This window comes from Lentzea sp. NPDC055074, assembly GCF_053608005.1.
The window spans coordinates 155,263-181,342 of record NZ_JBSGUQ010000019.1 but is presented as its reverse complement, the minus strand read 5'-3'; the positions used below and the strand labels follow the sequence as shown (position 1 = coordinate 181,342).

The window sequence follows — 26,080 nt, the reverse complement described above, 5'->3', positions numbered from 1 at the left end:
TTCGGATTCACTTCCGCGATCCCGGCGACACGGTTACCGTCGTTCGCCGGGATCGCGGAGGTGAAGGTGGATCCGAGCGGGGTGACGAGGGCGGCACGGCTGACCGCGTTGGCCGCGTTGTGCCTGGTCACCGTGGTACTGCTGCTACCGGCGGCCATCAGCGTCAGCACCGGCGGGGCCGTGCCGGGGTTCATCGGCGAGTTCGGCCGGTGGCTGTGGCCCGCCGTCGGCGCCATGGTGCTCGTCGCGATCGGTCTGGCCCTCTGGGAACGCGTCCGGGGCCACGAGACCAGCAACCGCACCGCCGCGCTCGCACGGGTCGAGTCGCGGGTGAAAGCCCTGATCGCCGCCTCGCTGGCGGCCCAGACCCAGATCAAGCTCGGCGTTCTGAAGCAGCCCCGGCTGTCCGTCCGGGTCGAGGGCGAAGAGATCTCCTCGGCGGACCTGGAAGCCGTCTACGACCGCCTCGGCCAGACCATGGTCCTCATCGGGCCGGTCGGCAGCGGCCGCTCGACGTTGCTGCGCGAACTGTGCCTGGCGTTGGTCGAAAGGGCACGCAACGACCCGCAGGCGCCGATCCCGGTCGTCGTGGACCTGGCGACGTGGCGCGCTTACGGCACGCGCAAACCGACCGAGTTCACGGCCTGGCTCCTGCGCGAGATGACCCTCCGCTACGGCATCAGCCGCTCGGCCGGCACGATCTGGCTGCGCCGTGAGCGGGTGACCGTGCTCATCGACGGCCTGGACGAGGTACCGCGTGTAGACCGCGCGCACTGCGAGTCCGAACTCGCGCCGTTCGCCTCCGTCGTGACCTCGACGAGCCCGATCGAGAACCTGCCGTCGGTCTTCGTCGAGCCGTTGTCCCGCGGCCAGGTGCTCGAGTACATCGCCTCGGTCAGCCCCCGGCTCGACAGCCTCGAGTCGGCCCTGACCCCCGAGATCTGGGAGCGGCTGGACTCGCCGCTGGCGTTGAACCTGCTGGCGCTGACGCATCTCGACAAACAGGTCGAGACGATCGGCACCGACTTCGTGGGTTCGTTCGTCGTGGAAAGGCTTTCCGGCCAACGCGGCGCAGGGCCCACCATTCGCGCGTTGAAGTTCCTCGCACGGTTGGGGCGGCCGGACCTCGGCGCACCCGTGCACATGCCTCACCGCCGTGCGTGGCTTCCGCTGCTACCGACGCGTCCGTTGTGGTTGCTGTTCGTACGCGCGGTGCCTGCGGCGTATGCGGGTGGCGTGTGTGCCGTGGCATTCATGACGGGACTGCGCCTCGGGTTGTGGCCCGCGCTTGTGTTCGTGGTCGCCGCTTCTTCTTTGCTCGTGCTGGTTAACAAACTGCCGCGCGTCTTCCACCCGCCCGGACGCGCGCACGGCATCATCACCGCCGCGCTGGGGTTCGCCGCCGGTGTGGTCGCGGGTTTGCTGGTCGGCCTTGCCGGTCTGTGGCTGGGCGATATCGGCACGCCGTGGCCTTACGCCGTCGCGTACGTGTTCGTGGTGGTGGCGTCGTTCTTCTTGGCGTTGGGTTTCATACCGGGCGCCGCACCTGTGCCGTGGGCGTTGCTGATCGCCGCCGCACCGGGCGTCTCGATGATCTGGACCGGTCCGTACCTGGTGCTGGCGGGCATGGGGATCGGCTTCTCCGCAGGCGTGGCAGGCGGAATCTTCGCCGCCGCGGTGGGACGTGTGTGGCGCACGGTGCGCCCGGTGCAACAACAACGCATGCGGCTGGGGCGTCCGTGGTGGGTGCAACCGGCTGTCCCGGTTCTTGGCACGGTCGGTCTGCTGGGCGGGATCGGCGCGCTCGGTTCCTGGGGAACGGCACTGGGCGTGGCACTGGGATTGCTGGTGACCCCGACCGCCGCCCGCGACTACGTGTGGCCGTTCGACGCGCTCGCCGAGGTCGCCGCCGAAGGGGTCACGCGGCCACTGTCACTGGGCGAGTTGTCGTTCCGCCGCAAGGCTTTGCTGCACCTCGCGCAGGACCGGTTGCTGCTCACCAGGGTCGACGGCGAGTACCGCTTCGCGCACGTCGCCCTGCGCGACCACCTGGCCTCGTGCGACCCGACGGCGCTGGTCCGGGCCACGCGCCGTTGAACCTTCCCGATCTGCGGGCCGTACGGCCTGACAGAGAGGTCGGGTGTTGTGCATGCGCTGGTCGAAGGGCTGGATCGCGGGAGCCGGGGTCTTCTCGGTGGTCGCGGCCATCGGGGGCACGGCCTTCGCTCTCGCCGGGTCCGGTGGTTCCTCGTCGCAGCCGGCGGTGGCGGGCAAAGAGGTGTGCGGCGGCCAGCAGGTGAAGACGACGAGCGCGAAGGGGCCGGCGGCCGTGCTGTCGGACAAGTTTCCGGCCGGGACGTTGCTGCGCGTCTCCAATCCCGCGAACGGGCGGGCGATCACCGTGTCCGTCGCGGGGCAGGCGACTGGGAAGACGACCGGGTGCGCGGTGCTCAACACCGCCGCACTCGACTCGCTCTGGTCCGCCGACACCGGTGAAGGCGGAGTGGACAACGCCCTCAAGCGCCTCCGGGTGGAGATCGTCGGCAACGCGCCCGCGCCGACACCCACCACCCGCACCTCGACCGCGCGGGTGCGGGCGTCCGGCACCGTGGGGCAGGTCGTCTGCGACGGCGCGACCGTCGGGCTGTCGGCCGTCGGCGGGGCGCCCGGCGCGTTCTCGTCCCAGCTCCCGGTCGGGACCTCGGTGCGCGTGACCAACCTGGACAACGGCAAGCAGATGACCGTTCCCGTCGTCGGCGTCGGGACGGGCTGCGTCGTGCTGAACAGCGCCGCCTTCGAGCTCCTCGGGGAGCCGGGCAAGCACCTGATCAAGCGGGCCCAGGTCGAGAAGGTGACCTGACGGCCCGCCCGTCACCAGTCCATCGGCTCGTCCGGCTCCTCCGGCTCCGGCCACTCGTCGGCCTCGGCGCCCGAACCCCAGGCGGCGCCGCCTGTGCCCGTCGTCCTGGGTTTCGGCTTGGGAGCCTCCGCGGCGGCGGGTGCGGGTGCCGCCGAGCCGCCGGCCGCCACCACCTCCAGGATCTCCTCGCCGTACTTCGTGAGCTTGGCCTGGCCGACACCGCTGACCGCACCCAGCGCGGAGAGCGAGCCGGGGCGGGACGCCGCGATGGACTTCAGCGTGGCGTCGTGGAAGATCACGTACGCCGGGACGCTCTGCTCGCGGGCCTGACCGGCACGCCACTCGCGCAGCGCCTCGAAGAGCGGGCCCGCGTCGGCCGGGAGGTCGACCTTCACCTTGGCCGCGCCGGACGAGGAGGACGCCGTGCGCGTCGTCGAGCGGGTGGGCGTCGGGTCCTTGCGCATCTTCACTTCGCGCTTGCGGGCGAGGACCTCCGCGCTCGCCTCGGTCAGCACCAGCGTCGAGTACTCGCCCTCGACGGCCAGCAGGCCCTGCGCGAGGAGCTGGCGGATCACGCCGCGCCACTCGCCCTCGCTCAGGTCCTCGCCGATGCCGAACGTGCTGAGCTGGTCGTGGTCGAACTGGATGACCTTGGCGGTCTTGCGGCCCAGCAGGATGTCGATGGCCTGGCCGGCGCCGAACTTCTGGTTCCGCTCCTTGCGCAGCCGGTAGATCGTGGAGAGGACCTTCTGCGCGGCCACCGTGCCGTCCCACGCCTCAGGCGGCGTCAGGCAGGTGTCGCAGTTGCCGCACGGCACACCGGACTCGTTGAAGTACTCCAGGAGCCTGGTGCGGCGGCACGACACCGTCTCGCAGAGGGCGAGCATCGCGTCGAGGTGCGCCTGCGAACGGCGGCGGAACGCCAGATCGCCTTCCGACGACTCGATCATCTTGCGCTGCTGCACCACGTCCTGCAGGCCGTAGGCGAGCCAGGCGGTGGACGGGAGACCGTCGCGACCCGCGCGCCCCGTCTCCTGGTAGTAGCCCTCGACCGACTTCGGCAGGTCGAGGTGGGCGACGAAGCGGACGTCCGGCTTGTCGATGCCCATGCCGAACGCGATGGTCGCGACCATGACCAGGCCGTCCTCGCGCAGGAACCGGGCCTGGTTGCGCTGGCGGACCGACGAGTCGAGGCCCGCGTGGTACGGCAGCGCGGGGATCCCGTTCGCCACCAGGAACTCCGCCGTCTTCTCCACCGACGCGCGGGACAGGCAGTAGACGATGCCCGCGTCGCCCTGGTGCTCACCGCGCAGCAGGTCCAGCAGCTGCTTCTTCGGCTCCTTCTTGCCGACGATGCGGTACTGGATGTTCGGCCGGTCGAAGCTGGAGACGAACTGGCGCCCCTCACCCAGCTCCAGGCGCGTGAGGATCTCCTTGCGGGTCGCCTCCGTGGCCGTGGCGGTGAGCGCGATGCGCGGCACCTTCGGCCAGCGCTCGTGCAGGTGCGTGAGCGAGAGGTAGTCGGGCCGGAAGTCGTGGCCCCACTGGGAGACGCAGTGCGCCTCGTCGATCGCGAACAGCGCGATCTCCCCCTGCTCCAGCAGGCGCACCGTCGCCTCCGACGTGAGCCGCTCCGGCGCCAGGTAGAGCAGGTCGAGCTCGCCGTTGACGAACTCGGCCTCGACCATCCGCCGTTCGTCCCAGGACAGCGACGAGTTCAGGAAGCCCGCGCGCACGCCCAGGGCACGCAGCGCGTCCACCTGGTCCTGCATCAGCGCGATCAGCGGCGAGATCACCACGCCCGTGCCGGACCGCACCAGGGCGGGCACCTGATAGCACAGGGACTTGCCGCCGCCGGTCGGCATGAGCACGAGCGCGTCGCCACCCGCGATCACGTGCTCGACGATGGCGGCCTGGTCGCCGCGGAACTCGGGGTACCCGAAGACGCGCTGCAGGACCTGCAGCGCGTCTCCGTGGTCGGTTGAACCCATGGCGCCGATGCTAGCGAGCAGCACCGACAGTCCGGTGTGCTAGCCCAGCTCGCTCTTCGTACCAGCGGAAACGCTGCCGGCGACCAGCGGAGCGGACGACGCGGCCGGCACCGAGCCCTTCAGCGGGATCCGCACCGACGTGTCCGCCAGGTCGACGGTCAGCCTCGGCAGCTGGCTCGGCCGCACGATCGCGGTCGAGTCCGTGCCGCCGATCACCAGGCCGAGCCGGTGGCCCGCCGGGACGTTCCAGTCCGTTGTGGACAGTCGGAACGTCATCCGGTACTTGGTCCCCGGAGAGATCGTGCGCGGCGTCGAGAGAGACTGGTAGTTCGCGAGATCCGCCCAGCCACGCGCGATGATCTGCGCGTCGACGTTGCCCGCCGTGGTCTCCGTGTTGCGGTAGCAGGCGTCATCGCCCGTGCGGCTCTCGCCCCAGCACGACTCCGTGGTCAGCGTCCGGATTCCTTCACCGGTCCGCACCCGCGCGGGGCCGTAGTCGACGAGGTACGCCGTGAGGTGCGCGGTCGGGGTCGACGACGACACCCCCACCGTGATCGACGACGTGCCGGCGATGCGCAGGTCCGAGGTCAGCGGTGCCGTGGAGTAGATCGCCCTGCCGGTGTTCGAGCCGGAGAGCCAGTTCGTCGGCGTGCCGCTGCCGTTGTCCGTGAACACCGACGTGCCCGTGCCCGGCGCCGTGCCCAGTCCCGAAGAAGAAGGACGCAACACGGTGCTGACGGTGCCCGTAGGCGGCCACGTCTGGTCGGTCACCCACTGGTCGGGCGCGCGTTCCGAGGACACCTGCGGTTCGTTCTCGATGCCGTTCTGGATGTTGAGCAGCCACCGGTCGAACCACTTGTGCAGCGTCGGGACCCACTCGCTGCGCCGGAAGTCGAACGGGTCGACGTGCGCGGTCTGCGAGAACCAGAGCTTCTTCGGCACCGTCGAGGGCACCGCGTCCCAGAACTGCCCGTACTGCAGCGTCTTCACGTTGAGGTCGTTCAGACCGTGGATCGCGAAGATCGACGCCTTCACCTTCGACGCGTTGCGCACGAAGTCACGCGTCTGCCACATCGACGTGTAGTCGCCGTTGGCGGGAGAACCGTTCGTCATCTGGGAACGGACCGCAGCGCACCGCGAGCGCGCGTTGGAGTTCTCGAACTGCGACCCGAGGCCGGTCGGCGAGCTGTAGCCGGGGTACGCGACGCCGTCCGAGCGGAACCAGTCGTACCAGGAGCTGATGGCCGCGATCGGCACGATGGTCTTCAGCCCGTCGATGCCGGTCGACGCGACGCCGTTCGCGATCGAGCCGTCCCACGACTTGCCGATCATGCCGACGGCACCGGTCGACCAGGAGGCCGACTTCGTGGTGGAGCCGGTGAGGCTCGAGTAACCGGTCCGCCGGCCGTTGAGCCAGTCGATGACGGCGGTGCCGGAGGCGATCTCCGACTGACCGCCGACGTCGACGCAGCCGCGCGACCGGTTCGTGCCGAGGAAGTCGACCAGCACGACGGCGTAGCCGCGCGGGACGAAGTAGTTGTCGTAGAAGAGCGGGAACTTGACCGGCACCCCGGCGGAGTCGTAGGTCTTGACCTCGCCCTCGTTGCCGCGCCCGGCGCTCTGGTAGTAGGGACTGGCGTCCATGATCACGGGCACGCGCCCGGTCGTGGACGGCCTGATGACGTCGGCCGCCACCCGGTCACGGGTGCCGTCGCCGTCGAGGTCGAGCCCGGAGTCGACGTACACCGTCTCCCGGACCGCGTCGGCCATCGAGTGGACCGGCGCCGTCACGCCGCCGGACAGGCTGAACGCAGGTGTCGCCGCTGTGGCAGGGATTGGCGTCAGGGTCAGGGCCCCTGCTAACGCCACTACAACACGAACACGCTTCATGAAGATTCACGCTAAGGAGTGACGAAGTCACCCGTCAGAGCCGAAAGGCTTGACCCTCTGGTGTTGCGCCTCCCAGCACCCTCACGAATATTCGTCTCTCGTGAGCTTCACCTTCGAACCCGGCCGCACCCGCGTCGTCTTCGGCCGCGGCACCGTCTCCACCGTCCGCGCGGAGGCCGAACGGCTCGGTGCGACGCGGGTGCTGCTGATCGCCCGGCACGGCGGCGACCGGGTGGCGGCGGAGCTCGGCTCGCTGCTCGTCACCCGGTTCACCGGCGCGGCCATGCACACGCCGATCGAGGTCACAGAGCGCGCGCTCGGGTCGTTACGTGAGCACGGCGCGGACTGCATCGTGTCGGTCGGCGGCGGGTCGAGCACCGGGCTGTCGAAGGCGCTCTCGGTGCGTGCGGGCGTACCGCAGATCATCGTCCCGACGACCTACGCGGGTTCCGAGGTCACCCAGGTGCTCGGCGAGACGGCGTCGGGGCTGAAGAAGACGCGGCGCGACCCGGCGATCCAGCCGGACACGGTGATCTACGACGTAGACCTCACGCTGGACCTGCCCCTCGACGTCACGGTGACGAGCGCGCTCAACTCTCTCGCGCACGCCGTCGCCGCCCGAGGCAACGAGAACCCGTTGGTCGACGCCATCGCATCCAAGGCGATCGAGGGCGTTTTGCACGCTTTGAGCGGAAACCCCTCCACTGTGGACAACCGGACCGAGCTGCTGTCGTCGGCATGGCTGGCGGGCACGTGCCTTGCGTCCGTCCCCATGGGACTGCACCACAAGCTCGCGCACGTTCTGGGCGGTACGTTCGGTTTGCCCCATGCCGCCACGCACACGGCACTGCTCCCCCACACCGCTCCGGCCGACCTGGCGCAGCGGATCCACGACACGGCCACGCGGTTCGGCGCGGTGACCTCGTTGCGGGAACTGGGGATGGCGGAGTCCGATTTGTACCGTGCCGCGGAGATCGCCGAGCACCCGGACGCCCTGCGGGTGCTCACGAACGCCTGGCGCGACGCATCGCCCGGCTGATGGGTTGTCATTCTTAAGGCTGATGTTCACGGCTCTGAACCGAGACGAATCTCCGATGTGCTTCCTGAAGACTTCCTGAAGCATTGACGGCATGCTCAGCCCGTTGGATCTGTCCCTGATAAATGGGCCGATCCCGAAGCTCGCCACGGCCGCCGCCGTGCTCGCCCTCACGTACCTGGCGATTCGGAGGAACCGGACCTGGTGGGTCCGCGTGCTGCCGATGGCCGTACTGGCGTGCGCACTCGTCGTGACCGGCCTGGCGCTGCTCATCGACCGAGTGTGGAAACCCTGGCCGGAGCCGCTGCCGACGGTGCTGGTGGTGTGGGTGGGCGCCGCCGTCGTCGCGCTCACGCTCGCGGCCATCAGGCTGCGCTCCGGTCGATGGTACGGCCGCGTGTTCGGCGTGCTGCTCGCTCTGGGCGTGACGGCGAGCGCGGCGGTCGCCACGAACGTCCACTTCGCGCAGTACCCCACCACGCGCGCGGTGCTGGACGTCTTCAGGAACGACCACGTCGACCTGAACGCCGCCGCTCCCCCGCCGTCCGGTTTCGTCGACGTGCCGGCCGGCAAGAAGCTCGCCGACGTCTGGAAGCGACCGGCGGACCTGCCGGACAAGGGCACGGTCTCCGAGGCGGAGATCCCCGGCGCGTTCAAGGCGCGGCCGGCGTGGATCTACCTGCCTCCCGCGTACACCACGACCCCGCGCCCGAAGCTGCCCGTCATCGTGCTGATGGCGGGCCAGCCGGGCAGTCCGCGCGACTGGTTCGACGGCGGCCGGATCCTCGACAACCTCGACGCGTACGCACGGCAGCACGACGGCCTCGCGCCGATCGTCGTGGTGGTCGACCAGCTCGGCACGTCCACCGCGAACCCGCTGTGCCTCGACTCGAAGCTGGGCCAGTCAGAGACGTACCTCGCGCGCGACGTGCCCGCATGGATCAAGCAACGGCTGAACGTCGACGAACGGCGTGAGGCGTGGACCATCGCGGGCTTCTCCCAAGGCGCCACGTGCTCGGTGCAGCTCGCAGTACGCGCGCCGGACGTGTACGGCAACTTCATCGCCCTCGCTCCTCAGCCCGAGCCCACGCTGGGCACGCGGCAGGAGACGGTGCAGGCGGCTTTCGGCGGCGACGAGGCCGCGTTCGTCCGGGTCAACCCGATGGACGTCCTCGCGCGCCAGCGTTTCCCGCAGACCGCGGGCATGGTCGTCGCCGGACGCGACGACGTCACGTACCGCAAGGCGGACGCCGAGGTGTTCGAGGCGTGCCGCAAGGCCGGAATGGACGTTCAGTGGAAAGAACTGCCGAACAACCACGACTGGAACATGGCACGGGAGGGCCTCTTCGGGTCACTGCCGTGGCTCGCGCAGCGAACAGGGTTGGTCAGATGATCACCCGGCTGTTCCGCACCGCGCCGCTGACGTGCTCGTTCCTGATCGTCTTCTGGACGGCGGGAGCGCTGACCGGGGCGATCGGCGGCGCGAGCGACGACCTGCTGGCGCGCACCGGGTTCGGCACCGGGAGTCCCTGGTGGACGGTGCTCACCTCGGCTCTGTGGTCGATGGACCTGCTGGGGTACGCGGCGACCACCGTGCTGCTGCTCGTCGTCGGCCCGCTGGCGGAACGCGAGTTCGGCGCGCTGCGGACCGGATCGATCTTTCTGGCCTCGCACGTGGTCGGCTCGTTCCTCGGGCTCGGCCTGGTGATGATCGGCCGTGATCTGCACTGGGGCTGGCTCGAGTCGCTCGTGAGCGAGGCGGCGGCGGGGCCGTCGACCGGCGGGGTGGGCCTGGTGCTCGCGCTGACGTTCCGGATGCCGCCGCTGTGGAGGCGCCGCGTCCGACTGATGATGATCTTGTCGGTGCTGGTCCTTACTCTGTATTCAGGTTGGCTGGAAGACCTGCTCCGACTGTCCGGTGGCGTGGCCGGGTTGCTGATCGGGGCGTTGTTCCTGAAGAGCGGGCCGGTGCACAGGGCGCGTTCGCTGCAGGAGACGCGGGTGCTGGTGGCGTTGCTGCTCGCGGCGTCGGCGCTCGGGCCGGTGGTGTCGATGATGTCGCCGTACCCGAACGGGCCGCTGTGGTGGTTCGCCGATGTCGTGGCGGTCGCCCAGCCGGTGCAGGACGACGTGGACGCGGTCTGCTCGTCGGACGCGGTCGAGCTGTGCCGGACGATGGTGGTCCAGCTGTCGTACGGGCGGTTCCCCGCGCTGGTGATGTCGTTGCTGCCGGCGTTGCTGCTGCTGGTGCTGGCGGAAGGGCTGCGGCGCGGCCGGCGGTTCGCGTGGCGGGCGGCGCTCGTGTTCAACGTGGCGTTCGCGGCGTTCATCGGTTCGTACGTCGTGTACGTCGCGCAGTTCCCGGACGCGAGCGTGCTGGAGCTGGCGGTCTCGTTCGGTGTGCCGATGCTCGCACCGCTCGCGATCATCGTGGTGCTGTTGCTGACGCGCGGGCATTTCGACGTGCGTCTGCCTCGGCGCGCCGTCGTGAAGTTCTGGCGGTTCACGGCGGTCAGCGTCGCGTCGCTGTCGGCGCTGTACGTCTTCGGCGGGTACCTGGTCCGCGACCAGTTCACGCCGGAGCCGGGGTTCGGTGCGCTGCTCGCGGACCTGCCGACGCGGTTCCTGCCGCCCGGCTACCTCGACCTGGTGCCGTTGCAGTTCTCGGCCGAGGGGTTCGTCGGCACGCTGCTGTTCGAGTACACGGGCGTGGTGTTCTGGCTGATCGTGCTGGCCGGGCTGCTGATGGCGTCGTGGCGGACGTGGCCGTCCTCGTGCGAGGAGTCGGCGGCGCACGCCCGCGAGCTGATGCGGCGCCACGGCGGTTCGTCGTTGTCGTACATGACGACGTGGCGTGGCAACCAGTACTGGTTCACGCCGGACGGCGAGACGGCCATCGCGTACCGCGTGGTGGCGACCATCGCGCTCACGGTCGGCGATCCGATCGGCCCGGGGCGGGTGGACGCCGTGCGCGGGTTCGCGGAGTTCTGCGCGCGCAACGGCTGGACGCCGTGTCTCTACAGCGTGGGCGCGGAGACGCGTGCCGCGGTGGAGGGGCTCGGCTGGTCCGCGGTGCAGGTCGCCGAGGACACGATGATCGAGCTCGACCAGCTGAGCTTCACCGGCAAGAAGTGGCAGGACGTGCGCACGGCGTTCAACAAGGCCGCGAAGGCCGGGATCACCGCCGAGTGGTGCACGTACGCCGACGCGCCGTACGCGATCACGGACCAGATCCGGTCGATCTCGGCGGAGTGGGTGGCGGACAAGGGCCTGCCCGAGATGGGTTTCACGCTGGGAGGCCTGGAGGAACTGGCCGGTGACGGCGTCCGCTGCCTGCTCGCGGTGGACGAGGACCGGACGGTGCACGGCATCACGAGCTGGCTGCCGGTGTACGAGGACGGCGAGGTCGTCGGGTGGACGCTCGACTTCATGCGCCGCCGTTCGCACGGGTTCCGCGGCTCGATGGAGTTCCTGATCGCCTCGGCGGCACAACAGCTCCAGGCTGAGGGGGCGCGGTTCCTGAGCCTGTCCGGGGCACCGCTCGCCCGGCTGGACCGGGGTGAGCGGCCGCGGGCGTTGCAGCGCGTCCTGGACCTCACCGGGCAGGTGCTGGAGCCGGTGTACGGGTTCCGCTCGCTGTTCGCGTTCAAGGCGAAGTTCCAGCCGACCTACCAGCCGATGTTCATGGTCTACCCGGACTCGGCGGCACTGCCGCGCATCGCGAACGCGGTGAGCCGCGCGTACCTGCCGCACCTCAACGCGCGACAGGGACTCAGGCTCGCGAGCAAGATGATCATCCGGACACGAGAGCGCGTGACCACGCATGGTCGAACTCGCTAGACCGAAAGGGTGGTGAGGTGATGCTCGCCGTCACACCCCCGCGCTACTAGGCGAAGATGCGCCGATGACCGTGCGGGGCAATCTGCCTGCCCAGACCACGACGTTCATCGGCCGCGCCGGGGTGCTCGCCGACACCGAGGCACTCCTGCGACGCTCCCGCCTGGTCACGCTCACGGGTGCGGGCGGTGCGGGCAAGACCCGGATCGCCGTGGAGCTCGGGCGCGCGCTGGCCGGGGCGTTCCAGCACGGGGCGTGGCGGGTGCGGCTCGCGGACCTGAAGGACCCGGCGGCGCTGACCCGCACGGTCGCCACCGAGCTGCGGATCGTCGACAACGCGCCTGGGCCCGGGATCGGCAGGCTCGTGGAGTCGTTGCACGACAAGCACTTGCTGCTCGTCCTGGACGGCTGCGAGCACCTGCTGGAGGCGGTCCGGCACCTCGTGCACCACCTGCTGCGCGACTGCGAGGGGCTGACGATCCTCGCGACCTCGCGGGAGTCCCTCGGCGTCTACGGCGAGCAGCAGTCCCCGGTGGGGCAGCTGAGCGCGGACGAGGCCGTCGAGCTGTTCCTGGACCGGACAGAGGCGTCCGGCTCGACGGACGCCGCGACGCTGTGCCGGGCCGTCGAACGGCTGCCGCTCGCGATCGAGGTCCTGGCCGCGCTGCCTTCGGACGTGGTGCTGCTGCAGCCCGAGCCCGCCACGCTGGAGCAGGTGCTCGAGTGGGCGGCTCAGCAGTGCACGGACGAGGAACGGCGGCTGTGGGCGCGACTGTCGGTGTTCCCGGCGGACTTCGACCTCGCCGCCGCCGAGGCGGTGGCGGACGCGGACGTGCTGAAGCCGTTGTCCGCGTTGGCTCTCAGGTCGATCGTGGCGACGGCGACGAGCCCGGTCACAGGGAAGACGCGCTATCGGCTGCTGGACACCGTGTCGCAGTTCGGCGCGCGTCTGCTGACGGACGCGGACGAGCCGTTGCGGCGCTACGCCGTGCACTACAGCGAGTTCGTGGACGAGGCCGCCCGCTCGTGGTTCTCGCCGGACGAAGCCCAGTGGATGGGCAGGCTCTGGGAGGAGTGGCCGAACGTCCGCGCCGCTGCCGGGCACGCGCTGCGGACTCCTGACCTGGCCACGACGGGCGCCGCCATGGCGATGAGCGTGCAGCGGTCGCGCTTCACGTCGTTCGCGGGGATGCTCGGGCAAGCGTCGGACTTGCTCGCGGCAGCTCGGGAGGTGATCACCGAAGCGCCGCTGCGGACGTCGTTGCTGGCGCACAGCGCGTACATGGCGCAAGTGCGTGGGGACGCGGCGGTGGCGTTCCCGCTGATGTCCGAGGCACGATCGTTGCCACGATTACCCGTCACCGACGTGCACCTCGTTCTCGCCGAGGCCACACATCTCTTCTTCGTGGAGGGCTCACCGGACTGCGTGCCGTTGTACGCGCACATGGTCGAGCAGTGCCGTCAGTACGCGTCGCCGGGCGACACCTACATCACCGAGCTGATGCACGCGATGGCCTCGTGCTTCCTGCTCGACGCCGAGGCCGCGGACAAGGCCACGACAGCGCTGGCCAGGCAGGCCGAGAGCAACGGCGTCAGCTGGTCGCACGCGTGGGGACTGTGGCTTCGCGGCCTCAACGAACTGCTGCACGGCGACCCGGCGCAGGTGCATCCGCTGGTGATCGAGGCGCTGCGGATCCAGCTGACGCTCGGCGACACGTGGAGCGCACCGTTCAGCCTGTGGCTGCTCGCCTGCACCTGCGCCGAACTAGGAGCGCTGGACCGTGCGGCACGGCTGCTCGGCGCGTTGCGGTCGCAGGAGCGGATCTCGCGGATCTCGTTCGGCGGCATGAGCCCGTTCCACCGGGTGCTGGACCGCGCCGACCGGACCGTCCGCCGCTCGCTCGGCGACGACTACCAGGTGATCACGACGCTCGGCGCCGATCTGCGGCCCGAGCAGGCGATGGCGTTCGCGCTCGAACCGGTGCCGGACTCCGAACGCCGGCCCGCGAAACCGCTGCTACCCGGCGGCCTGACCCGGCAGGAGTTCACCATCGCCGGCCTGGTCGCGGAGGGGTTCACGTCGAAGCAGATCGGAGCGCGGCTGTACATCTCGCCGCGCACCGCGGACCGTCACGTGGTCAACATCAGAGTCAAGCTCGGCCTGCCCAGCCGGGGCGCGCTCGCGGCCTGGCACCGCACGGCCTCCGGCGAGCGTTAACGCGCCTCGAACGCCAGCTTCAGGCCCAGCGCGACGAACACCGACGCCGTCAGCCTGTCCAGCAAAGCCCGCTGGCGCAACAGGAACGCCCGCGCGCGGCCCGCCACCGCGATCAGGAACGGCAGCCACACCAGGCCCAGTCCGAGGTGGATCGCCACGAGCACCGCACCCCACGCGGGCTCGCCGGCGGGCATGAACTGCGGCAGCAGCGACAGGTAGAACACGCCGACCTTCGGGTTCAGCAGGTTCGTCAGGAGCCCCACTCGCAACGACGCCCCGGCGCCCGGCACCGGACGCGAGTCCTCGAGCGACACGGCCTTGCGCGACAACCACAACGCCTTGACGCCCAGGTAGATCAGGTAGGCGGCGCCGAGCCAGCGGACCACGTCGTAGGCCAGTGCGGACGCCTGCAACAGCGCGGTGAGGCCCGCCAGGCTCGCCACCGCCCACACCAGGCACCCGAGCGTGATGCCGAGGACCACCCCCATCGCCGCGCGCTTGCCGCTCAGCAACGCGGTGCGCAGCACCATCACCGTGTCCAGGCCGGGTGTGAGGACGGTGAGCAGCGCGACGAGCGAGAAGCTCAGGAGTGCGGCGGTCGGCGTGGCCACATCACATCACACGTCAGCGAGCGTCCGCCGCCGTTTTCAAGCCGAACGCGATCAGCGCTGAAGCGGACAGCCGGTCCAGCAGAAGCCGTTGCCGCAGCAGGAAAGCACGGGCGCGACCGGCCGCCGTGATCAGGATCGGGAACCACACCAGCCCGATGCCGAGGTGGATCGCCACGAGCACCGCGCCCCACGCGGGCTGGCCGACCGGCAGGAACTGCGGCAGCAACGAGATGTAGAAGACGCCCGGTTTCGGGTTGAGCAGGTTCGTCAGCAGTCCGACCCGGACCGCGGCCCGCACCGACGGCACCGGCGCGGGTTCGTCGATCTCGACGGGCCGCCTCGACTTCCACAACGCGGTGACGCCCAGGTAGATCAGGTAACCCGCGCCGAGCCAGCGGACGATGTCGTAGGCCAGCTCGGACGCCTGCAACAGCGCCGTCAGACCGACCAGCCCCGCGACCGCCCACACCAGGCAGCCCAGGGTGCTGCCCACCACCACGCCCATGGCGGTGCGGCGGCCGACGAGCAACGCCGTCCGCAGCACCAGCAACGTCTCCAAGCCCGGCGTGATGACCGTGAGCAGCGCGACGAACGTGAAGCTCAGGAGCGCGGTGGTCGACATGTCGCCATGAGAACACGGAAGCCCGGCGCCACCAGAAGAATTAACACACCGGACACGCTCGCCTAGCGGTACCAGGCCCGGATGCCGATGCGCCCGGTGCTGCCGAGGTCGACGAGAATCCTGCCCTGCGGCGATGTCGCCTCCAGCGGCTGCCACGCGCCGCCCGGCACTGCCGCGATGTCGACATGCTCCCCGACCAGCGGCAGGTCCTCCGACGCGTGGGTGTTCCGCCAGACGAACGCACTCTTCGCGGTCTCCCCCGGCAGCACCGTGACCGGCTGCGGTGCGTCGTCGAAGCCTTCGAGCGCCGCGATGCCACCGGAGCCCTCAAGCACAGCGATGTCCAACCGCTCGCGCTGCTCGTCGAGAACCTTCACCTGCGGATAGCCGTTGAGCTGCACCGCTTCTGTGCCGCAGTTGCTCACCTCGACCGACATCACGCGCAGGCCCGTCGCCGCGCTGGTGTCGTTGGTGGTGAACCGCAGACCGTTGTCGCACAACGGTTCTTCCGATGCCTGCGACACCGTCGTGCACGCGGCCAAGCCGGCGAGCGCGACGACCACGACGAGAGTTCTGCCCCCAGATCCCATGTGATCGATCGTGCCACAGCTCGTGATCTTGCGCGGAACCTTCCCTCGTATAGTTGACACTAACTAGTCAATACCGGATAGTCGACATCAACCAAGGAGGAACGCATGCGGCGCAAGGTGTCGAACCCGCTGGCGCTGGCGGTGCTGGCACATCTCGTGATGGGACCCATGCACCCCTACGAGCTGGGCAAACAGCTCAAGGACACGGGCAAGGACCGCAACATCAAGTTCAACCGCGGTTCGCTCTACATGGTCGTCGAGCAGTTGCTGAAGGCCGGGTTCATCGCCGAGCAGGAGACCGTCAAGGACACCCAACGGCCCGAACGCACCATCTACGCGCTCACCGAAACGGGGCGCGGGGAGCTGTACGACTGGATGCGCGAGCTCGTCCGCGACCCGGCGCACGAGTACCCGCGGTTCGGCGTGGCGCTGTCGCTCATCGCCGTGCTCGACCCGGCGGAGGCCGTCGACCTGCTCCGCGCCCGGACCGAGGCACTGACGAAGGACCTCGACGAGACGCGCGCGATGGTCGGCAGGGCGACGGGCGACGGCGTCCAGTGGATCTTCCTCGTCGAGGAGGAGTACCGGATGTCGTTGGCGGAGGCCGAACTGCGGCTGGTCGAGAAGCTCACGAACGAACTGGCGAAAGCCGAGTACCAGCAGTCCTGGCGGGAGATCTTCGGGAGGGAACGATGAAGGCGTTGGTCATCGGGGGCGGCATCGCGGGGCCTGTCACCGCGCTGGCCCTGCGAAGAGCGGGCATCGAGTCGGCGGTGTTCGAGGCGTACGACACCACCGCGGACGGCGTGGGCGGCATGCTGACGGTCGCCCCCAACGGGTTGGCGGCGCTGAGCATCGCCGGGCTGGGCTCCGGCTTCGGCGATCCCCTGCGCCACATGGTGATGGCGGACGCGCAGGGCCGCACGCTCGGCCGCATCACGGGCGGCACCAGCCGGGTCGTGACGCGGGCCGAGCTGTACCAGCGGCTGCGTGAGCGGACGCTGGAGCAGCGGATCAAGATGGAGCACGGCAAGCGGCTCGTGGACGTCGAGTGCCGCGAGGACGGTGTCACGGCGGTGTTCTCGGACGGCACGAGCGAGTCGGGTGACGTGCTGATCGGCGCCGACGGCATCCGCTCGGCGGTGCGGAAGATCATCGATCCGGGTGCGCCGGACCCCGAGTACGTGGGCCTGATGGGGTTCGGCTCGTACGCGGAGAACAGCGGCGTGCACGGCGACCCCGAGACGATGTACTTCGTGTTCGGCGGCTCGTTCCTCGGCTACTGGGAACAGCCGGACGGCAAAGTCGCGTGGTTCAACAACCTCGCGGTCCCCGAACCCTCGGCCCCGGTCGCGGCGGAGACGTGGCTGGAACGCCTGCGCGAGGCCTACGGCGACGACATGCCCGCGAAGCAGCTCCTGGCCCACAGCCACGAGGTGGTCGCCGCCGGGCCGTTGGAGATCATGCCCGCCGTGCCGCACTGGTACCGCGACCGCATGGTCCTGGTCGGCGACTCCGCCCACGCGCCGAGCGCCAGCTCCGGCCAGGGCGCGTCGCTGGCGGCCGAGTCCGCGGTGCAACTCGCCCGCTGCCTGCGCGACGTCCCCGACCTGACGCGGGCCTTCGCGACCTACGAACGGTTGCGGCGGCCGCGGGTCGAACGGATCGCGGCACGCGCGGCCAGGACCAACAGCAACAAGCGCGGCATCGGCCCCGTCACCCGGCTGCTCATGCCGCTCGTGATGAAGACCTTCGGCGCCAGGGCGTTCACGAAGGACCAGGACTACCGCATCGACTGGGACGCTCAGGTCAGCCGGTAGCCGTGCGCCGGCCGGTTCGCCATGCCGTACCGCGGCTGCACCTCCGCCTTGCCGATCGTCACCAGGTGCTCCAGGTAGCGGCGGGCACTCACGCGGGACAGCCCCGCCCGGTCTCCGACCTCCTGGGCCGACAGGTCGTTCTGGCTGTCCCGCAACGCATCGGTGACCAGCCGCAACGTCACCGCCGACAGACCCTTGGGCATGGCCAGGGTGCGCGGGCGGTGGTGCATCAGCGAGTCGACCTCGTCCTGGTCGAGCACCTGCCCCAGCCGCTGCACCTCGATCCGCTGGGCCAGGTACTCGCGCATCCGGTCCAGGAAGGCGGTCCGCGTGAACGGCTTCACCAGGTAGTTGTCGACGCCGCGGGACATGGCCTGCCGCACGGTCTCGCGTTCGCGGGCCGCCGTCACCGCGATCACGTCCACCGGCGGTCCGCCTCGGGCGCGCAGTCGCGACAGGACGTCCAGCCCGGACATGTCGGGCAGGTGGATGTCGAGCAGCACCAGGTCGGGCCGCAACGCCTCCACGGCCCGCAACGCCTCGCCGCCGCGGTGCGCCTCACCGACGACCTCGAACTCGGGCATCGCCTCCAGGAACCCGCGGTGGATCGCCGCCACGGCGAAGTCGTCGTCGACCACGAGCGTCCGCACGCTCATCGGTTCCCCGTTTCCGGCAGCCACACGTCGAACGACGCGCCACCGAGTTCCGAGTCGGTGATCGCCACCCGGCCACTGCGCCGGGTCACCACCCTCGACACCAAAGCAAGACCTATTCCTCTGCCGTGCGCGCCCTGGACGTCCTTCGAACTCACGCCCAGGTCGAAGATGCGGCCGCGTTGCGACTCCGCCACTCCCGGTCCGTCGTCGTCCACGACCACCCGCACTCCGCTGACCGACGAGCGCACCAGCACCCGCACGGTTCCACCGGTCTCCACGGCGTCAACGGCGTTGTCGACCAGGTTTCCCAGCACGGTCAACGCGTCGTCGCCCGCACGAATGTCGACGGAGCTCTCGGGATCGAGCCGGAGCTCCACACCTCGTTCGTGCGCGGTGGAGGATTTTGCCAGCAACAAGGCCGCGAGCGCAGGATCCGCGTTCGCTCCGTCGATGATGTCAGCCGTGAGCGAGCCGGCACCGCCGACCCGTTCGATGTAGGCGACAGCGTCCGTGCTGCGGTCCAGCTCCAGCAGACCGCCGATGACGTGCAGGTGGTTCGAGAACTCGTGGGCCTGCGCGCGCAGCACCTCGGTGACGGTGCGCTGGCCGTCGAGCTGGCGCAACGCGTCGTGCAGCTCCGTCCGGTCGCGCAACGTCAGCACGACGCCGACCGCGCGTCCGTCCGTCTTGGCCGTCATCCGGTTCGCGACCAGCACCCGTTCCCCGGCGAGCACGAGCCGGTCCGCGACGTCGTCGTCGTCGCGCGCCAGATCCAGCAGGCCGTCGTCGAGAACCTCCGCCGCCGGCCGTCCACTCGGGTTCTCGGCGAGGCCCAGCAACCGCAGCGCCTCGTCGTTGACCAGCGCGAGCTTCTCCTGGTCGTCCACGGCGACCACGCCCTCGCGGATGCCGTGCAGCATCGCGTCCCTGGTCTCGAGCAGCTGCGCGATCTCCGCGGGTTCGAGCCGGAACGTCCGCCGGCGCACGTGCTGCGTGATCAGCGCGGCCCCGAGCACACCGACCAGCGCGGCGGCCGCGAGCCAGCCGATCAGCTCCGGCAGGTCCTCGGCGAGGTCGGCCGAGAGCTGGCTCTCCAGGATGCCGACCGACGCCATGCCGATGATCCGCCCGTCCGCCGCCCGCACCGGCACCTTGGCGCGGAGCGACGTGCCGAGCGTGCCCGTCTCCGTGCCGACGAAGACCTCGCCGGACAACGCCGACGTCGGGTCCGTCGACACGCGCTCGCCGATGCGCTTCGGGTCGGGGTGGGCGTAGCGGACTCCGTTGTGGTCGGTGACCACCACGTACGTCACGCCGGACGCCTTGCGGATCAGCTCGGCCAGCGGCTGGATCGTCTCGGGCGGGTCAACGGAGTCGAACGCCTCGATCACCGTCGGTAGCCGCGCCACGCTCTCCGCGACGGACAACATCCGGTCCACGTAGGAGTCGCGGATCCGGTCGCTCTGCAGTTTGGCCGCGAGCAGCCCGGCCGCACAGGTGGTCATGAGCACGATGACCACCTGCAACGCCAGAAGCAAAGCTCCAAACGAAACAGATCGACGGAACATGGTTGGAATTCTGACGCATCGGCTGTGAAACAGGTCACGAACTAAACGACCAATACGGAACTTACGACCTAACCCTTACGTGTGCACACAGCCGTTACCTAGCGTCCCCGCCCAACGTTCGCGACGAAGCGAGGAGTCCTCGATGGGTACGGCCTGGAGACGAGCAGTGGCGGTCGCCGCTGCTGGACTGGTGCTCGCCGGATGCGGTCAGGGGGCGAAGAGTGCGAGCGGCGGTGACTCCATCGCGAAGCTGGAGATCATGGCGCCCGCCGACCCCGGTGGCGGCTGGGACCAGACGGCGCGGTCGATGCAGGCGGCGGTGAGCGGTGCGAAGCTCGCGAACTCGGTGCAGGTCAGCAACGTCGGCGGCGCCGGTGGCACGGTCGGCCTGCAGAAGCTCCTCAACGAGCGCTCCGAGTCGTTCCTGATGATCACCGGCCTGGTCATGGTGGGCGCGGTGGAGACCAACGCGTCGTCGGCCCGCCTGGAGGAGACCACGCCGATCGCGCGGCTGACCGCCGAGGACGAGGTCGTCGTCGTGCCGGCCGACTCGCCGCACAAGACGATCGACGACCTGCTCGCCGCGGTCACCGAGAAGGGCAAGGGCGTGTCGATCACCGGCGGTTCGGCCGGCGGCACCGACCACATCCTCGCCGGGATGCTGCTCAAGTCGAAGAACATCGAGCCGGCCAAGCTGAACTACGTGCCGTACTCCGGTGGCGGTGAGTCGCTGGCCGCACTGCTCGGCAAGAAGGTCGACGCGGGCATCTCCGGCGTCGGCGAGTACAAGGAGCAGATCAAGGCGGGCAAGCTGCGCGCGCTGGGCACGTCCGGCCCGAACCCGGTGCCCGACCTGAACGTGCCGACGTTCAAGGAGCTGGGCGTCGAGCTGATCAACTGGCGTGGTGTCGTGGCGCCCGCGTCGATCTCGGCCGAGGCCAAGACCAGGCTGACCAAGCTCGTCACCGACATGCACGCGAGCCAGCAGTGGAAGGACGAGCTGTCCAAGAAGGGCTGGACGGACACGTTCCTCACCGGCGCCGAGTTCTCCACGTTCATGGCCAAGGAGATCGGTCGCGTGAAGCCCGCACTGCAGGACATCGGGCTCGTCAAGTGATTGCTGCAAAAGCCGAGGAGTACGTGTTCGGCGGTCTGGTCGCGGCGGTCGGGGTCTTCACCCTGGTCGACGCGACCACGATCGCCGCGCGCGACGACAACGTCGTAGGACCACGCGCGTTCCCTTACGCCGTGGGGATTCTGCTCGTCGTGACGGGCATCGCGGCCATCATCGCGACCGCCCGGGGAAAGCTCGGCCAGGCCGAGGAGGCCGAGGACGTCGACGAGAGCGTCCGCACCGACTGGCTCACCGTGGCCAAGCTGGTGGCCGTCCTGGTCGCGCACCTGGTGCTGATCGACGTGATCGGCTGGCCGGTGGCGGCGGCGCTGCTGTTCTTCGGCGCGGCCTGGACGTTGGGCGCGACCTGGTGGAAGGCACTGCCGATCGCGGTGGTGCTGGCGCTGGTCGTGCAGGTGGTGTTCGCGTACGGCCTGGGCCTGTCGCTGCCCGCCGGGATCTTCGAAGGGGTGCCGTTCCTCGATGGATAGCATCACCATGCTGCTGGAGGGTTTCGCGACCGCCGCGCAGCCCGAGTTCCTGCTGTACGCGCTGCTGGGCGTCACGCTCGGCACGGCCGTCGGCGTGCTGCCGGGCATCGGGCCGGCGATGACGGTGGCGTTGCTGCTGCCGCTGACGTACACGCTGGAACCGACCGCGGCGCTGATCATCTTCGCGGGCATCTACTACGGCGGCATGTACGGCGGTTCGACGACGTCGATCCTGTTGAACACACCGGGTGAGTCAGCGTCCATCGTCACTGCCCTAGAGGGCAACAAGATGGCGAAGGCCGGACGCGGTGCCGCCGCGCTCGCGACCGCCGCCATCGGCTCGTTCGTGGCGGGCACGATCGCCACCGTGCTGCTCACGCTGCTGGCGCCGGCCATCGCGGACGTCGCGGTCAAGCTCGGTCCCGCCGACTACGTGGCGTTGATGGTGGTGGCGTTCACCACGGTGGCCGCGTTGCTCGGGTCCTCCCCCGTGCGCGGGCTGGCGTCGTTGGGGCTCGGCCTGTTCATCGGGCTCGTCGGCACCGACACGCTGACCGGTCAGCAGCGCTTCACGCTCGGCATCACGACCATGGCCGACGGCATCGACGTGGTCGTGGTGGCGGTCGGCGTGTTCGCGGTAGGTGAGGCGCTGTACGTGGCGTCGCGGCTGCGGCACGGGCCGATCGAGGTCATTCCCGTGGGCGGCAAGTGGATGACGGGCGAGTTCTGGAAGCGCTCGTGGAAGCCGTGGCTGCGCGGCACGTTCATCGGCTTCCCGATCGGCACTGTGCCGGCCGGTGGCGCGGACGTGTCGACGTTCCTGTCGTACGCGGCGGAGAAGAAGCTCTCGAAGCGTCCCGAGGAGTTCGGCAAGGGCGCCATCGAGGGCGTGGCGGGACCGGAGGCGGCCAACAACGCCGCCGCGGCGGGCGTTCTGGTGCCGTTGCTGACCCTCGGCCTGCCCACCACGGCGACCGCGGCGGTGATCGTGGCGGCGTTCCAGAGCTACGGCATCCAGCCAGGCCCGTTGCTGTTCACCAACAACGGCCCGATGGTGTGGGCGCTGATCGCGTCGCTCTACATCGGCAACGTGATGCTGCTCGTGCTGAACCTGCCGCTGGTGAAGATCTGGGTGAAGGTCCTGCAGATCCCGCGGCCGTACCTCTACGCGGGCATCCTGCTGTTCGCGGCGCTGGGCACCTACGCGGTGAACTTCGTCGTGGACGACCTGATCGTGTTGCTGATCATCGGCGTCATCGGGTTCTTCATGCGGCGCCACGGTTATCCGGTCGCGCCGCTGGTCGTCGGCCTGATCCTCGGGCCGATGGCGGAGGAACAGGTCCGGCGGACGCTGCAGATCAGCGAGGGTGACCTCAGCGCGTTGGTGACGAGCCCGTTCGCGGCCGCCGCCTACACGATCCTGGTCGTGATCCTGGTGGTGGCGCTGACGCTTCGGTTGCGCCGCAAGAAGTCCGAAGTGACGGTCTAGGCCCGCACGGCGGCAAGCGCCTGTTCGTACAGTTCGAACGCATCGGCCTTGCCGCCGTGACGGACCCACAGCTCCGACGCGGTGTCGACGCACGCGAACACCGTGGCGATGACGCCCATCGCACGGGCGTCCGGGATCTCACCGGGCTCGATGCCCATCCGCTTCTCGATCGCGGGCACGAGCGCCCGCTGCCACCTCAGCCGCTTCTCGAAGTACCGGGAGCGCAGCGACGGGTTCGTGAAGATCAGCGTGGAGATCTCCAGCACCCGCTGCGGCGTGTGGTCCGAGGCCGTGAGGATCGTGGTGAACCCGGCCCGCAGAGCGTCCCAAGTGGACATCTCGGGAGCCTGCGCCTCGACCGTGGCGACGAGCAGGTCGCCCAGCGCCTCCTGCTCGCCGCAGACCAGGTCCTCCTTGGTGCCGAAGTAGCGGAACAGCGAGCGCTGCGACACCCCGGCCCGTGCGGCGACCTGGGCCATCGTGGTCGCCTCGTAACCCTGCTCCGCGAACAACGTCAGCGCCGTCTCGACGATCTCCGCGACCACGGCCTGACGCGACCGGTCCCACAGCGTCGACGGCTTCTCCATGAACCCCACTCTAGCTCTGTCGCACCATCCGGCCGATCATCCTCGCGCCCATCGCGCGGGAGGCCAGGTGCCGTCCGGCGAACGCCAGCACCCGGTTCATCCGGCCCGAGATGACCCCGACGGGCGTGACCTTCCTGTCCAGCGCGCGCATCGCGTTCGCGACGACCTCACCCGCGGTCTGCATCCGCAGCCCTCCCGTCATCTCCTCACTGCCGGAGACCTCGAAGAACTCGGTGCGCGTCGCGCCCGGTGACAGCACCATGACGCGCAGGCCCGTGCCGCGCGACTCGACCCACAGCCCCTCGGTGAAGCTCACCACGAACGCCTTCGTCGCGCCGTAGACCGACGACCACGGCGTCGCCTGGTACGCGGCCATGCTCGCCACGTTCACGAGGAAGCCGTGACCGTTGGCGCGCAACGACTCGATGAACGCCCGGCTGATCTCGACCACGGCGTTGACGTCGACCGCGACCTCCTGCCGCAAGCGTTCGGGGTCCTCCTCGTGGAACGCCCTGAAGTTCCCGAACCCGGCGTTGTTCACGAGGCTGGTGACACCGAACCCCGCGACCTCGGCCGCCAGTCTCTCGCCGATGCCCGGCTGCGCCAGGTCGGCGGCCACGACGTGGACCGTCACGCCGTGCGCGGACCGCAGCTCCGCGGCCAGCTCCTCCAGCCTGTCCTTGCGGCGCGCGACCAGCACGAGGCTCGATCCGCGTGCCGCCAGCCGGCGCGCGAACTCCGCGCCGATGCCCGAGCTCGCCCCGGTGACCAGCACCGTCTGCTTTCCGAAGTCGACTCCCATGACGACACCGTACGCCAGTCTGGCAGCGACTGCCAACCTGTCTTCATCTGCCTTGGCGACATCCCCTTGTTGGTCTCCTTGCGGGGAACGACCTGCTCAGCGGCCTTTCGGTCACATTCGGGGCCGCCTTTCTGCTCCTAGCAGAACGGCCCTTTGAGGTGGTCGCGGTGCTGTCACCATGACCACATGGCGGAGATCCTGGACTTCACACGGAACCCGGAGCCCCTGTGGCGGGAAGCCCTGGGTCGCAAGCTGCGCGAGACGCGGGAGGAGCGCGGCGACCGGCTGGTCGACGTGGCCGACCGGGCGGGCATCTCGGTGCAGTACCTGTCCGAGATCGAACGCGGCCGCAAGGAGCCGTCGAGCGAGATGATCGCGGCGGTCGCCGGTGCGCTGGGCATCGACCTGGCCGACCTGCTGATCGGGGTCGCGGGCCAGGTCCGCCACCTCCGCGTCCAGCAGGTCAGCCACTTCCACACCTCACGCCCGACCGGGCGGCCCTCCGGTCCCGTGGCCATGGCCTTCGCCGCTTAGGCGCTGTCCTGCAAGTCTCGTTGGGCGACAGTAGCGGCCGAGGGACCCGGAGGCGGCACCGCCGCAACGCCCGAATACGTCCGGTACGAGGTCATCGCGGCGGCACCGCCTCCGGGTCTCTCGCCCGCGCCTTTCACCGAACGAACTTGCAGGACAGCGCCTAGGCGCGCTGGTCCAGCACCTGGTCGACGAGTCCGTACTCGACGGCGCCCGTCGCGTCGAACACGCGGTCCCGGTCGGTGTCGTGGCGCAGTTCGGCCACGGTCCGGCCGGTGTGGCGGGCCAGGATCGCCTCCAGCTGCGTGCGCACCCGCACCACCTCGTCCGCCGCGAGGATGAGGTCCGGGATCGTGCCCCGCCCCTGCGCCGCGGGCTGGTGCAGCACGACGCGGGAGTGCGGGAGCACGGACCGGCGTCCCTCCGCGCCCGCGGCCAGCAGCACCGCGCCCGCCGCCACCGCCTGCCCGACACACGTCGTGGCGACGGGTGCCCTGATGTAGCGCATGGTGTCGTAGAGCGCGAGCATCGCGGACGGGTCGCCGCCCTCGCAGTTGATGTAGAGGTTGATCTCCAGGTCCGGGTTGTCGGCCTCGAGGTGGAAGAGCTGCGCGATCAACGCGTTGGCGACGCCGGAGTCGATCCCCGTGCCCAGGTAGACGATCCGCTCGGACAGCAGGTGCGAGTAGACGTCCATGATCCGCTCGCCGCGCGCGTCCCGCGTGATGACGTTGGGAATGGTGTAGCTGCTCATGCGACGGCTCCCGAGTGCAGTCCGAGCTTGTGCGTGCGGACGGGGACGACCTGCGCGAGGTCGCTGACGACGTGGTCGATGAACCCGTACTCGCGGGCCTGCTCGGTGGTGAACCACCTGTCGTGCAGCGAGTCGGTGAAGATCCGGTCGAACGGCTGCCCGGTGTCCTGCGCGATCAGCCCGAGCACCGTGTCCCGGGTGTGACGCAGGTCGTCCGCCTGCACCTCGACCTCGACGGCGCTGCCGCCGATGCCCGCACTCCCCTGGTGCATCAGGATCCGCGCGTGCGGCAACGCGAACCGCTTGCCCGGTGTCCCCGCCGACAGCAGGAACTGTCCGGCGCTGCAGGCGAGTCCGAGCGCGAGCGTCGCCACGTCACAAGGAACGAGCCGCATCACGTCGCGGATGGCCAGCATCGAGGGCACCGAGCCGCCCGGCGAGTTGATCCACAGGGCGATGTCCTGCCGCGGGTCCTCACTGGCGAGCGACAACAGCTGCGTCGCCAGCACCGTACCGTTGTCGTCGTCGAGCGGGCCGTCGAGAATCAGCACCCGCTGACCGAAGAACCGTTCTCGCAGCCCTGGGCTGAAGAGCTTCTCGCTGTTCGTCATGG

At 69.7% G+C, this 26,080-nt stretch carries 23 protein-coding genes; 12 read left to right on the top strand and 11 right to left on the bottom strand.

The genetic code is table 11. From position 1 onward, the window contains the following. Positions 1 to 60 precede the first annotated feature (60 nt). Together ACWF7A_RS34505 and ACWF7A_RS34500 are read left to right on the top strand one after the other, a co-directional pair. Positions 61 to 2,097: an NACHT domain-containing protein gene (locus ACWF7A_RS34505; RefSeq protein WP_452254691.1), complete on the top strand. Its 2,037-nt coding sequence runs from the start codon at positions 61 to 63 to the stop codon at positions 2,095 to 2,097. A gap of 52 nt (positions 2,098 to 2,149) precedes the next feature. After that, entirely contained in the window at positions 2,150 to 2,860 is a 711-nt protein-coding gene (locus tag ACWF7A_RS34500) for a hypothetical protein (protein ID WP_452254690.1), read from the top strand. A gap of 11 nt (positions 2,861 to 2,871) precedes the next feature. Here the strand turns inward: ACWF7A_RS34500 and recQ are convergent, their stop codons facing one another. After that, entirely contained in the window at positions 2,872 to 4,851 is a 1,980-nt protein-coding gene (gene recQ, locus ACWF7A_RS34495; protein ID WP_452254689.1) for a DNA helicase RecQ, read from the bottom strand. 39 nt (positions 4,852 to 4,890) lie between these two features. Continuing rightward, positions 4,891 to 6,741: a Xaa-Pro dipeptidyl-peptidase gene (locus ACWF7A_RS34490; RefSeq protein WP_452254688.1), complete on the bottom strand. Its 1,851-nt coding sequence runs from the start codon at positions 6,739 to 6,741 to the stop codon at positions 4,891 to 4,893. Positions 6,742 to 6,841: 100 nt separating this feature from the next. Here ACWF7A_RS34490 and ACWF7A_RS34485 point away from each other — a divergent pair, with 100 nt between their 5' ends. From ACWF7A_RS34485 to ACWF7A_RS34470, 4 genes are all read left to right on the top strand, one after another. Next, a complete protein-coding gene (locus ACWF7A_RS34485; RefSeq protein WP_452254687.1) occupies positions 6,842 to 7,780 on the top strand; it encodes a maleylacetate reductase in 939 nt (312 codons plus the stop codon). 91 nt (positions 7,781 to 7,871) lie between these two features. Next, the gene (locus ACWF7A_RS34480; RefSeq protein WP_452254686.1) at positions 7,872 to 9,170 is read left to right on the top strand and encodes an alpha/beta hydrolase; all 1,299 of its coding nucleotides are present in this window, start codon (positions 7,872 to 7,874) and stop codon (positions 9,168 to 9,170) included. After that, on the top strand, positions 9,167 to 11,617 hold the full coding sequence (locus ACWF7A_RS34475) for a rhomboid family intramembrane serine protease (protein WP_452254685.1): 2,451 nt from the start codon (positions 9,167 to 9,169) through the stop codon (positions 11,615 to 11,617). Before ACWF7A_RS34480 ends, ACWF7A_RS34475 begins: the two co-directional genes overlap by 4 nt. Before the next feature lie 64 nt (positions 11,618 to 11,681). Further along, positions 11,682 to 13,832, top strand: a complete 2,151-nt coding sequence (locus ACWF7A_RS34470; RefSeq protein WP_452254684.1) for an ATP-binding protein — start codon at positions 11,682 to 11,684, stop codon at positions 13,830 to 13,832. Here ACWF7A_RS34470 and ACWF7A_RS34465 read toward each other — a convergent pair. The 3 genes from ACWF7A_RS34465 to ACWF7A_RS34455 all read right to left on the bottom strand — a co-directional run bounded on the left by ACWF7A_RS34465 (position 13,829) and on the right by ACWF7A_RS34455 (position 15,628). After that, positions 13,829 to 14,443: a LysE family translocator gene (locus ACWF7A_RS34465; protein WP_452254683.1), complete on the bottom strand. Its 615-nt coding sequence runs from the start codon at positions 14,441 to 14,443 to the stop codon at positions 13,829 to 13,831. The two genes, ACWF7A_RS34470 and ACWF7A_RS34465, sit on opposite strands and share 4 nt — an antisense overlap. A 13-nt stretch (positions 14,444 to 14,456) precedes the next feature. Next, the gene (locus tag ACWF7A_RS34460; protein ID WP_452254682.1) at positions 14,457 to 15,065 is read right to left on the bottom strand and encodes a LysE family translocator; all 609 of its coding nucleotides are present in this window, start codon (positions 15,063 to 15,065) and stop codon (positions 14,457 to 14,459) included. 62 nt (positions 15,066 to 15,127) lie between these two features. Beyond that, a complete protein-coding gene (locus ACWF7A_RS34455; protein WP_452254681.1) occupies positions 15,128 to 15,628 on the bottom strand; it encodes a DUF4232 domain-containing protein in 501 nt (166 codons plus the stop codon). 132 nt (positions 15,629 to 15,760) lie between these two features. On the opposite strand from ACWF7A_RS34455, the gene ACWF7A_RS34450 reads away from it, so the two are divergent. Further along, positions 15,761 to 16,351 carry a PadR family transcriptional regulator gene (locus tag ACWF7A_RS34450; RefSeq protein ID WP_452254680.1) on the top strand — a complete coding sequence of 197 codons (591 nt, stop codon included), beginning with the start codon at positions 15,761 to 15,763 and terminating at the stop codon, positions 16,349 to 16,351. After that, the gene (locus ACWF7A_RS34445) at positions 16,348 to 17,475 is read left to right on the top strand and encodes an FAD-dependent oxidoreductase (RefSeq protein WP_452254679.1); all 1,128 of its coding nucleotides are present in this window, start codon (positions 16,348 to 16,350) and stop codon (positions 17,473 to 17,475) included. The genes ACWF7A_RS34450 and ACWF7A_RS34445 overlap by 4 nt, the downstream gene beginning before the upstream one ends. Here the strand turns inward: ACWF7A_RS34445 and ACWF7A_RS34440 are convergent. Together ACWF7A_RS34440 and ACWF7A_RS34435 are read right to left on the bottom strand one after the other, a co-directional pair. Continuing rightward, positions 17,460 to 18,131 (bottom strand): response regulator, encoded by a 672-nt coding sequence (locus tag ACWF7A_RS34440; RefSeq protein WP_452254678.1) that lies wholly within the window; start codon positions 18,129 to 18,131, stop codon positions 17,460 to 17,462. The genes ACWF7A_RS34445 and ACWF7A_RS34440 overlap by 16 nt on opposite strands. After that, complete coding sequence (locus ACWF7A_RS34435) at positions 18,128 to 19,651, bottom strand: ATP-binding protein (protein ID WP_452254722.1); 1,524 nt, start codon at positions 19,649 to 19,651, stop codon at positions 18,128 to 18,130. Before ACWF7A_RS34435 ends, ACWF7A_RS34440 begins: the two co-directional genes overlap by 4 nt. A 190-nt stretch (positions 19,652 to 19,841) precedes the next feature. Here ACWF7A_RS34435 and ACWF7A_RS34430 point away from each other — a divergent pair, with 190 nt between their 5' ends. The 3 genes from ACWF7A_RS34430 to ACWF7A_RS34420 are packed head-to-tail and all read left to right on the top strand — an operon-like array spanning position 19,842 to position 22,793. After that, complete coding sequence (locus ACWF7A_RS34430; protein WP_452254677.1) at positions 19,842 to 20,816, top strand: Bug family tripartite tricarboxylate transporter substrate binding protein; 975 nt, start codon at positions 19,842 to 19,844, stop codon at positions 20,814 to 20,816. Beyond that, entirely contained in the window at positions 20,813 to 21,304 is a 492-nt protein-coding gene (locus ACWF7A_RS34425) for a tripartite tricarboxylate transporter TctB family protein (RefSeq protein ID WP_452254676.1), read from the top strand. The genes ACWF7A_RS34430 and ACWF7A_RS34425 overlap by 4 nt, the downstream gene beginning before the upstream one ends. Next, positions 21,297 to 22,793 (top strand): tripartite tricarboxylate transporter permease, encoded by a 1,497-nt coding sequence (locus ACWF7A_RS34420; protein ID WP_452254675.1) that lies wholly within the window; start codon positions 21,297 to 21,299, stop codon positions 22,791 to 22,793. The genes ACWF7A_RS34425 and ACWF7A_RS34420 overlap by 8 nt, the downstream gene beginning before the upstream one ends. Here ACWF7A_RS34420 and ACWF7A_RS34415 read toward each other — a convergent pair. Both ACWF7A_RS34415 and ACWF7A_RS34410 read right to left on the bottom strand, forming a co-directional pair. Next, on the bottom strand, positions 22,790 to 23,380 hold the full coding sequence (locus ACWF7A_RS34415) for a TetR/AcrR family transcriptional regulator (protein WP_452254674.1): 591 nt from the start codon (positions 23,378 to 23,380) through the stop codon (positions 22,790 to 22,792). The two genes, ACWF7A_RS34420 and ACWF7A_RS34415, sit on opposite strands and share 4 nt — an antisense overlap. A gap of 10 nt (positions 23,381 to 23,390) precedes the next feature. After that, the gene (locus ACWF7A_RS34410) at positions 23,391 to 24,182 is read right to left on the bottom strand and encodes an SDR family NAD(P)-dependent oxidoreductase (RefSeq protein ID WP_452254673.1); all 792 of its coding nucleotides are present in this window, start codon (positions 24,180 to 24,182) and stop codon (positions 23,391 to 23,393) included. 186 nt (positions 24,183 to 24,368) lie between these two features. Between ACWF7A_RS34410 and ACWF7A_RS34405 the strand changes: the two genes are divergently transcribed. Continuing rightward, complete coding sequence (locus ACWF7A_RS34405; RefSeq protein WP_452254672.1) at positions 24,369 to 24,716, top strand: helix-turn-helix domain-containing protein; 348 nt, start codon at positions 24,369 to 24,371, stop codon at positions 24,714 to 24,716. Between the two features lie 160 nt (positions 24,717 to 24,876). On the opposite strand, the gene ACWF7A_RS34400 is transcribed toward ACWF7A_RS34405, so the two are convergent. Beyond that, positions 24,877 to 25,467: a ClpP family protease gene (locus ACWF7A_RS34400; RefSeq protein WP_452254671.1), complete on the bottom strand. Its 591-nt coding sequence runs from the start codon at positions 25,465 to 25,467 to the stop codon at positions 24,877 to 24,879. Then, complete coding sequence (locus ACWF7A_RS34395; protein ID WP_452254670.1) at positions 25,464 to 26,078, bottom strand: ClpP family protease; 615 nt, start codon at positions 26,076 to 26,078, stop codon at positions 25,464 to 25,466. Before ACWF7A_RS34395 ends, ACWF7A_RS34400 begins: the two co-directional genes overlap by 4 nt. Between the last annotated feature and the right edge of the window lie 2 nt (positions 26,079 to 26,080).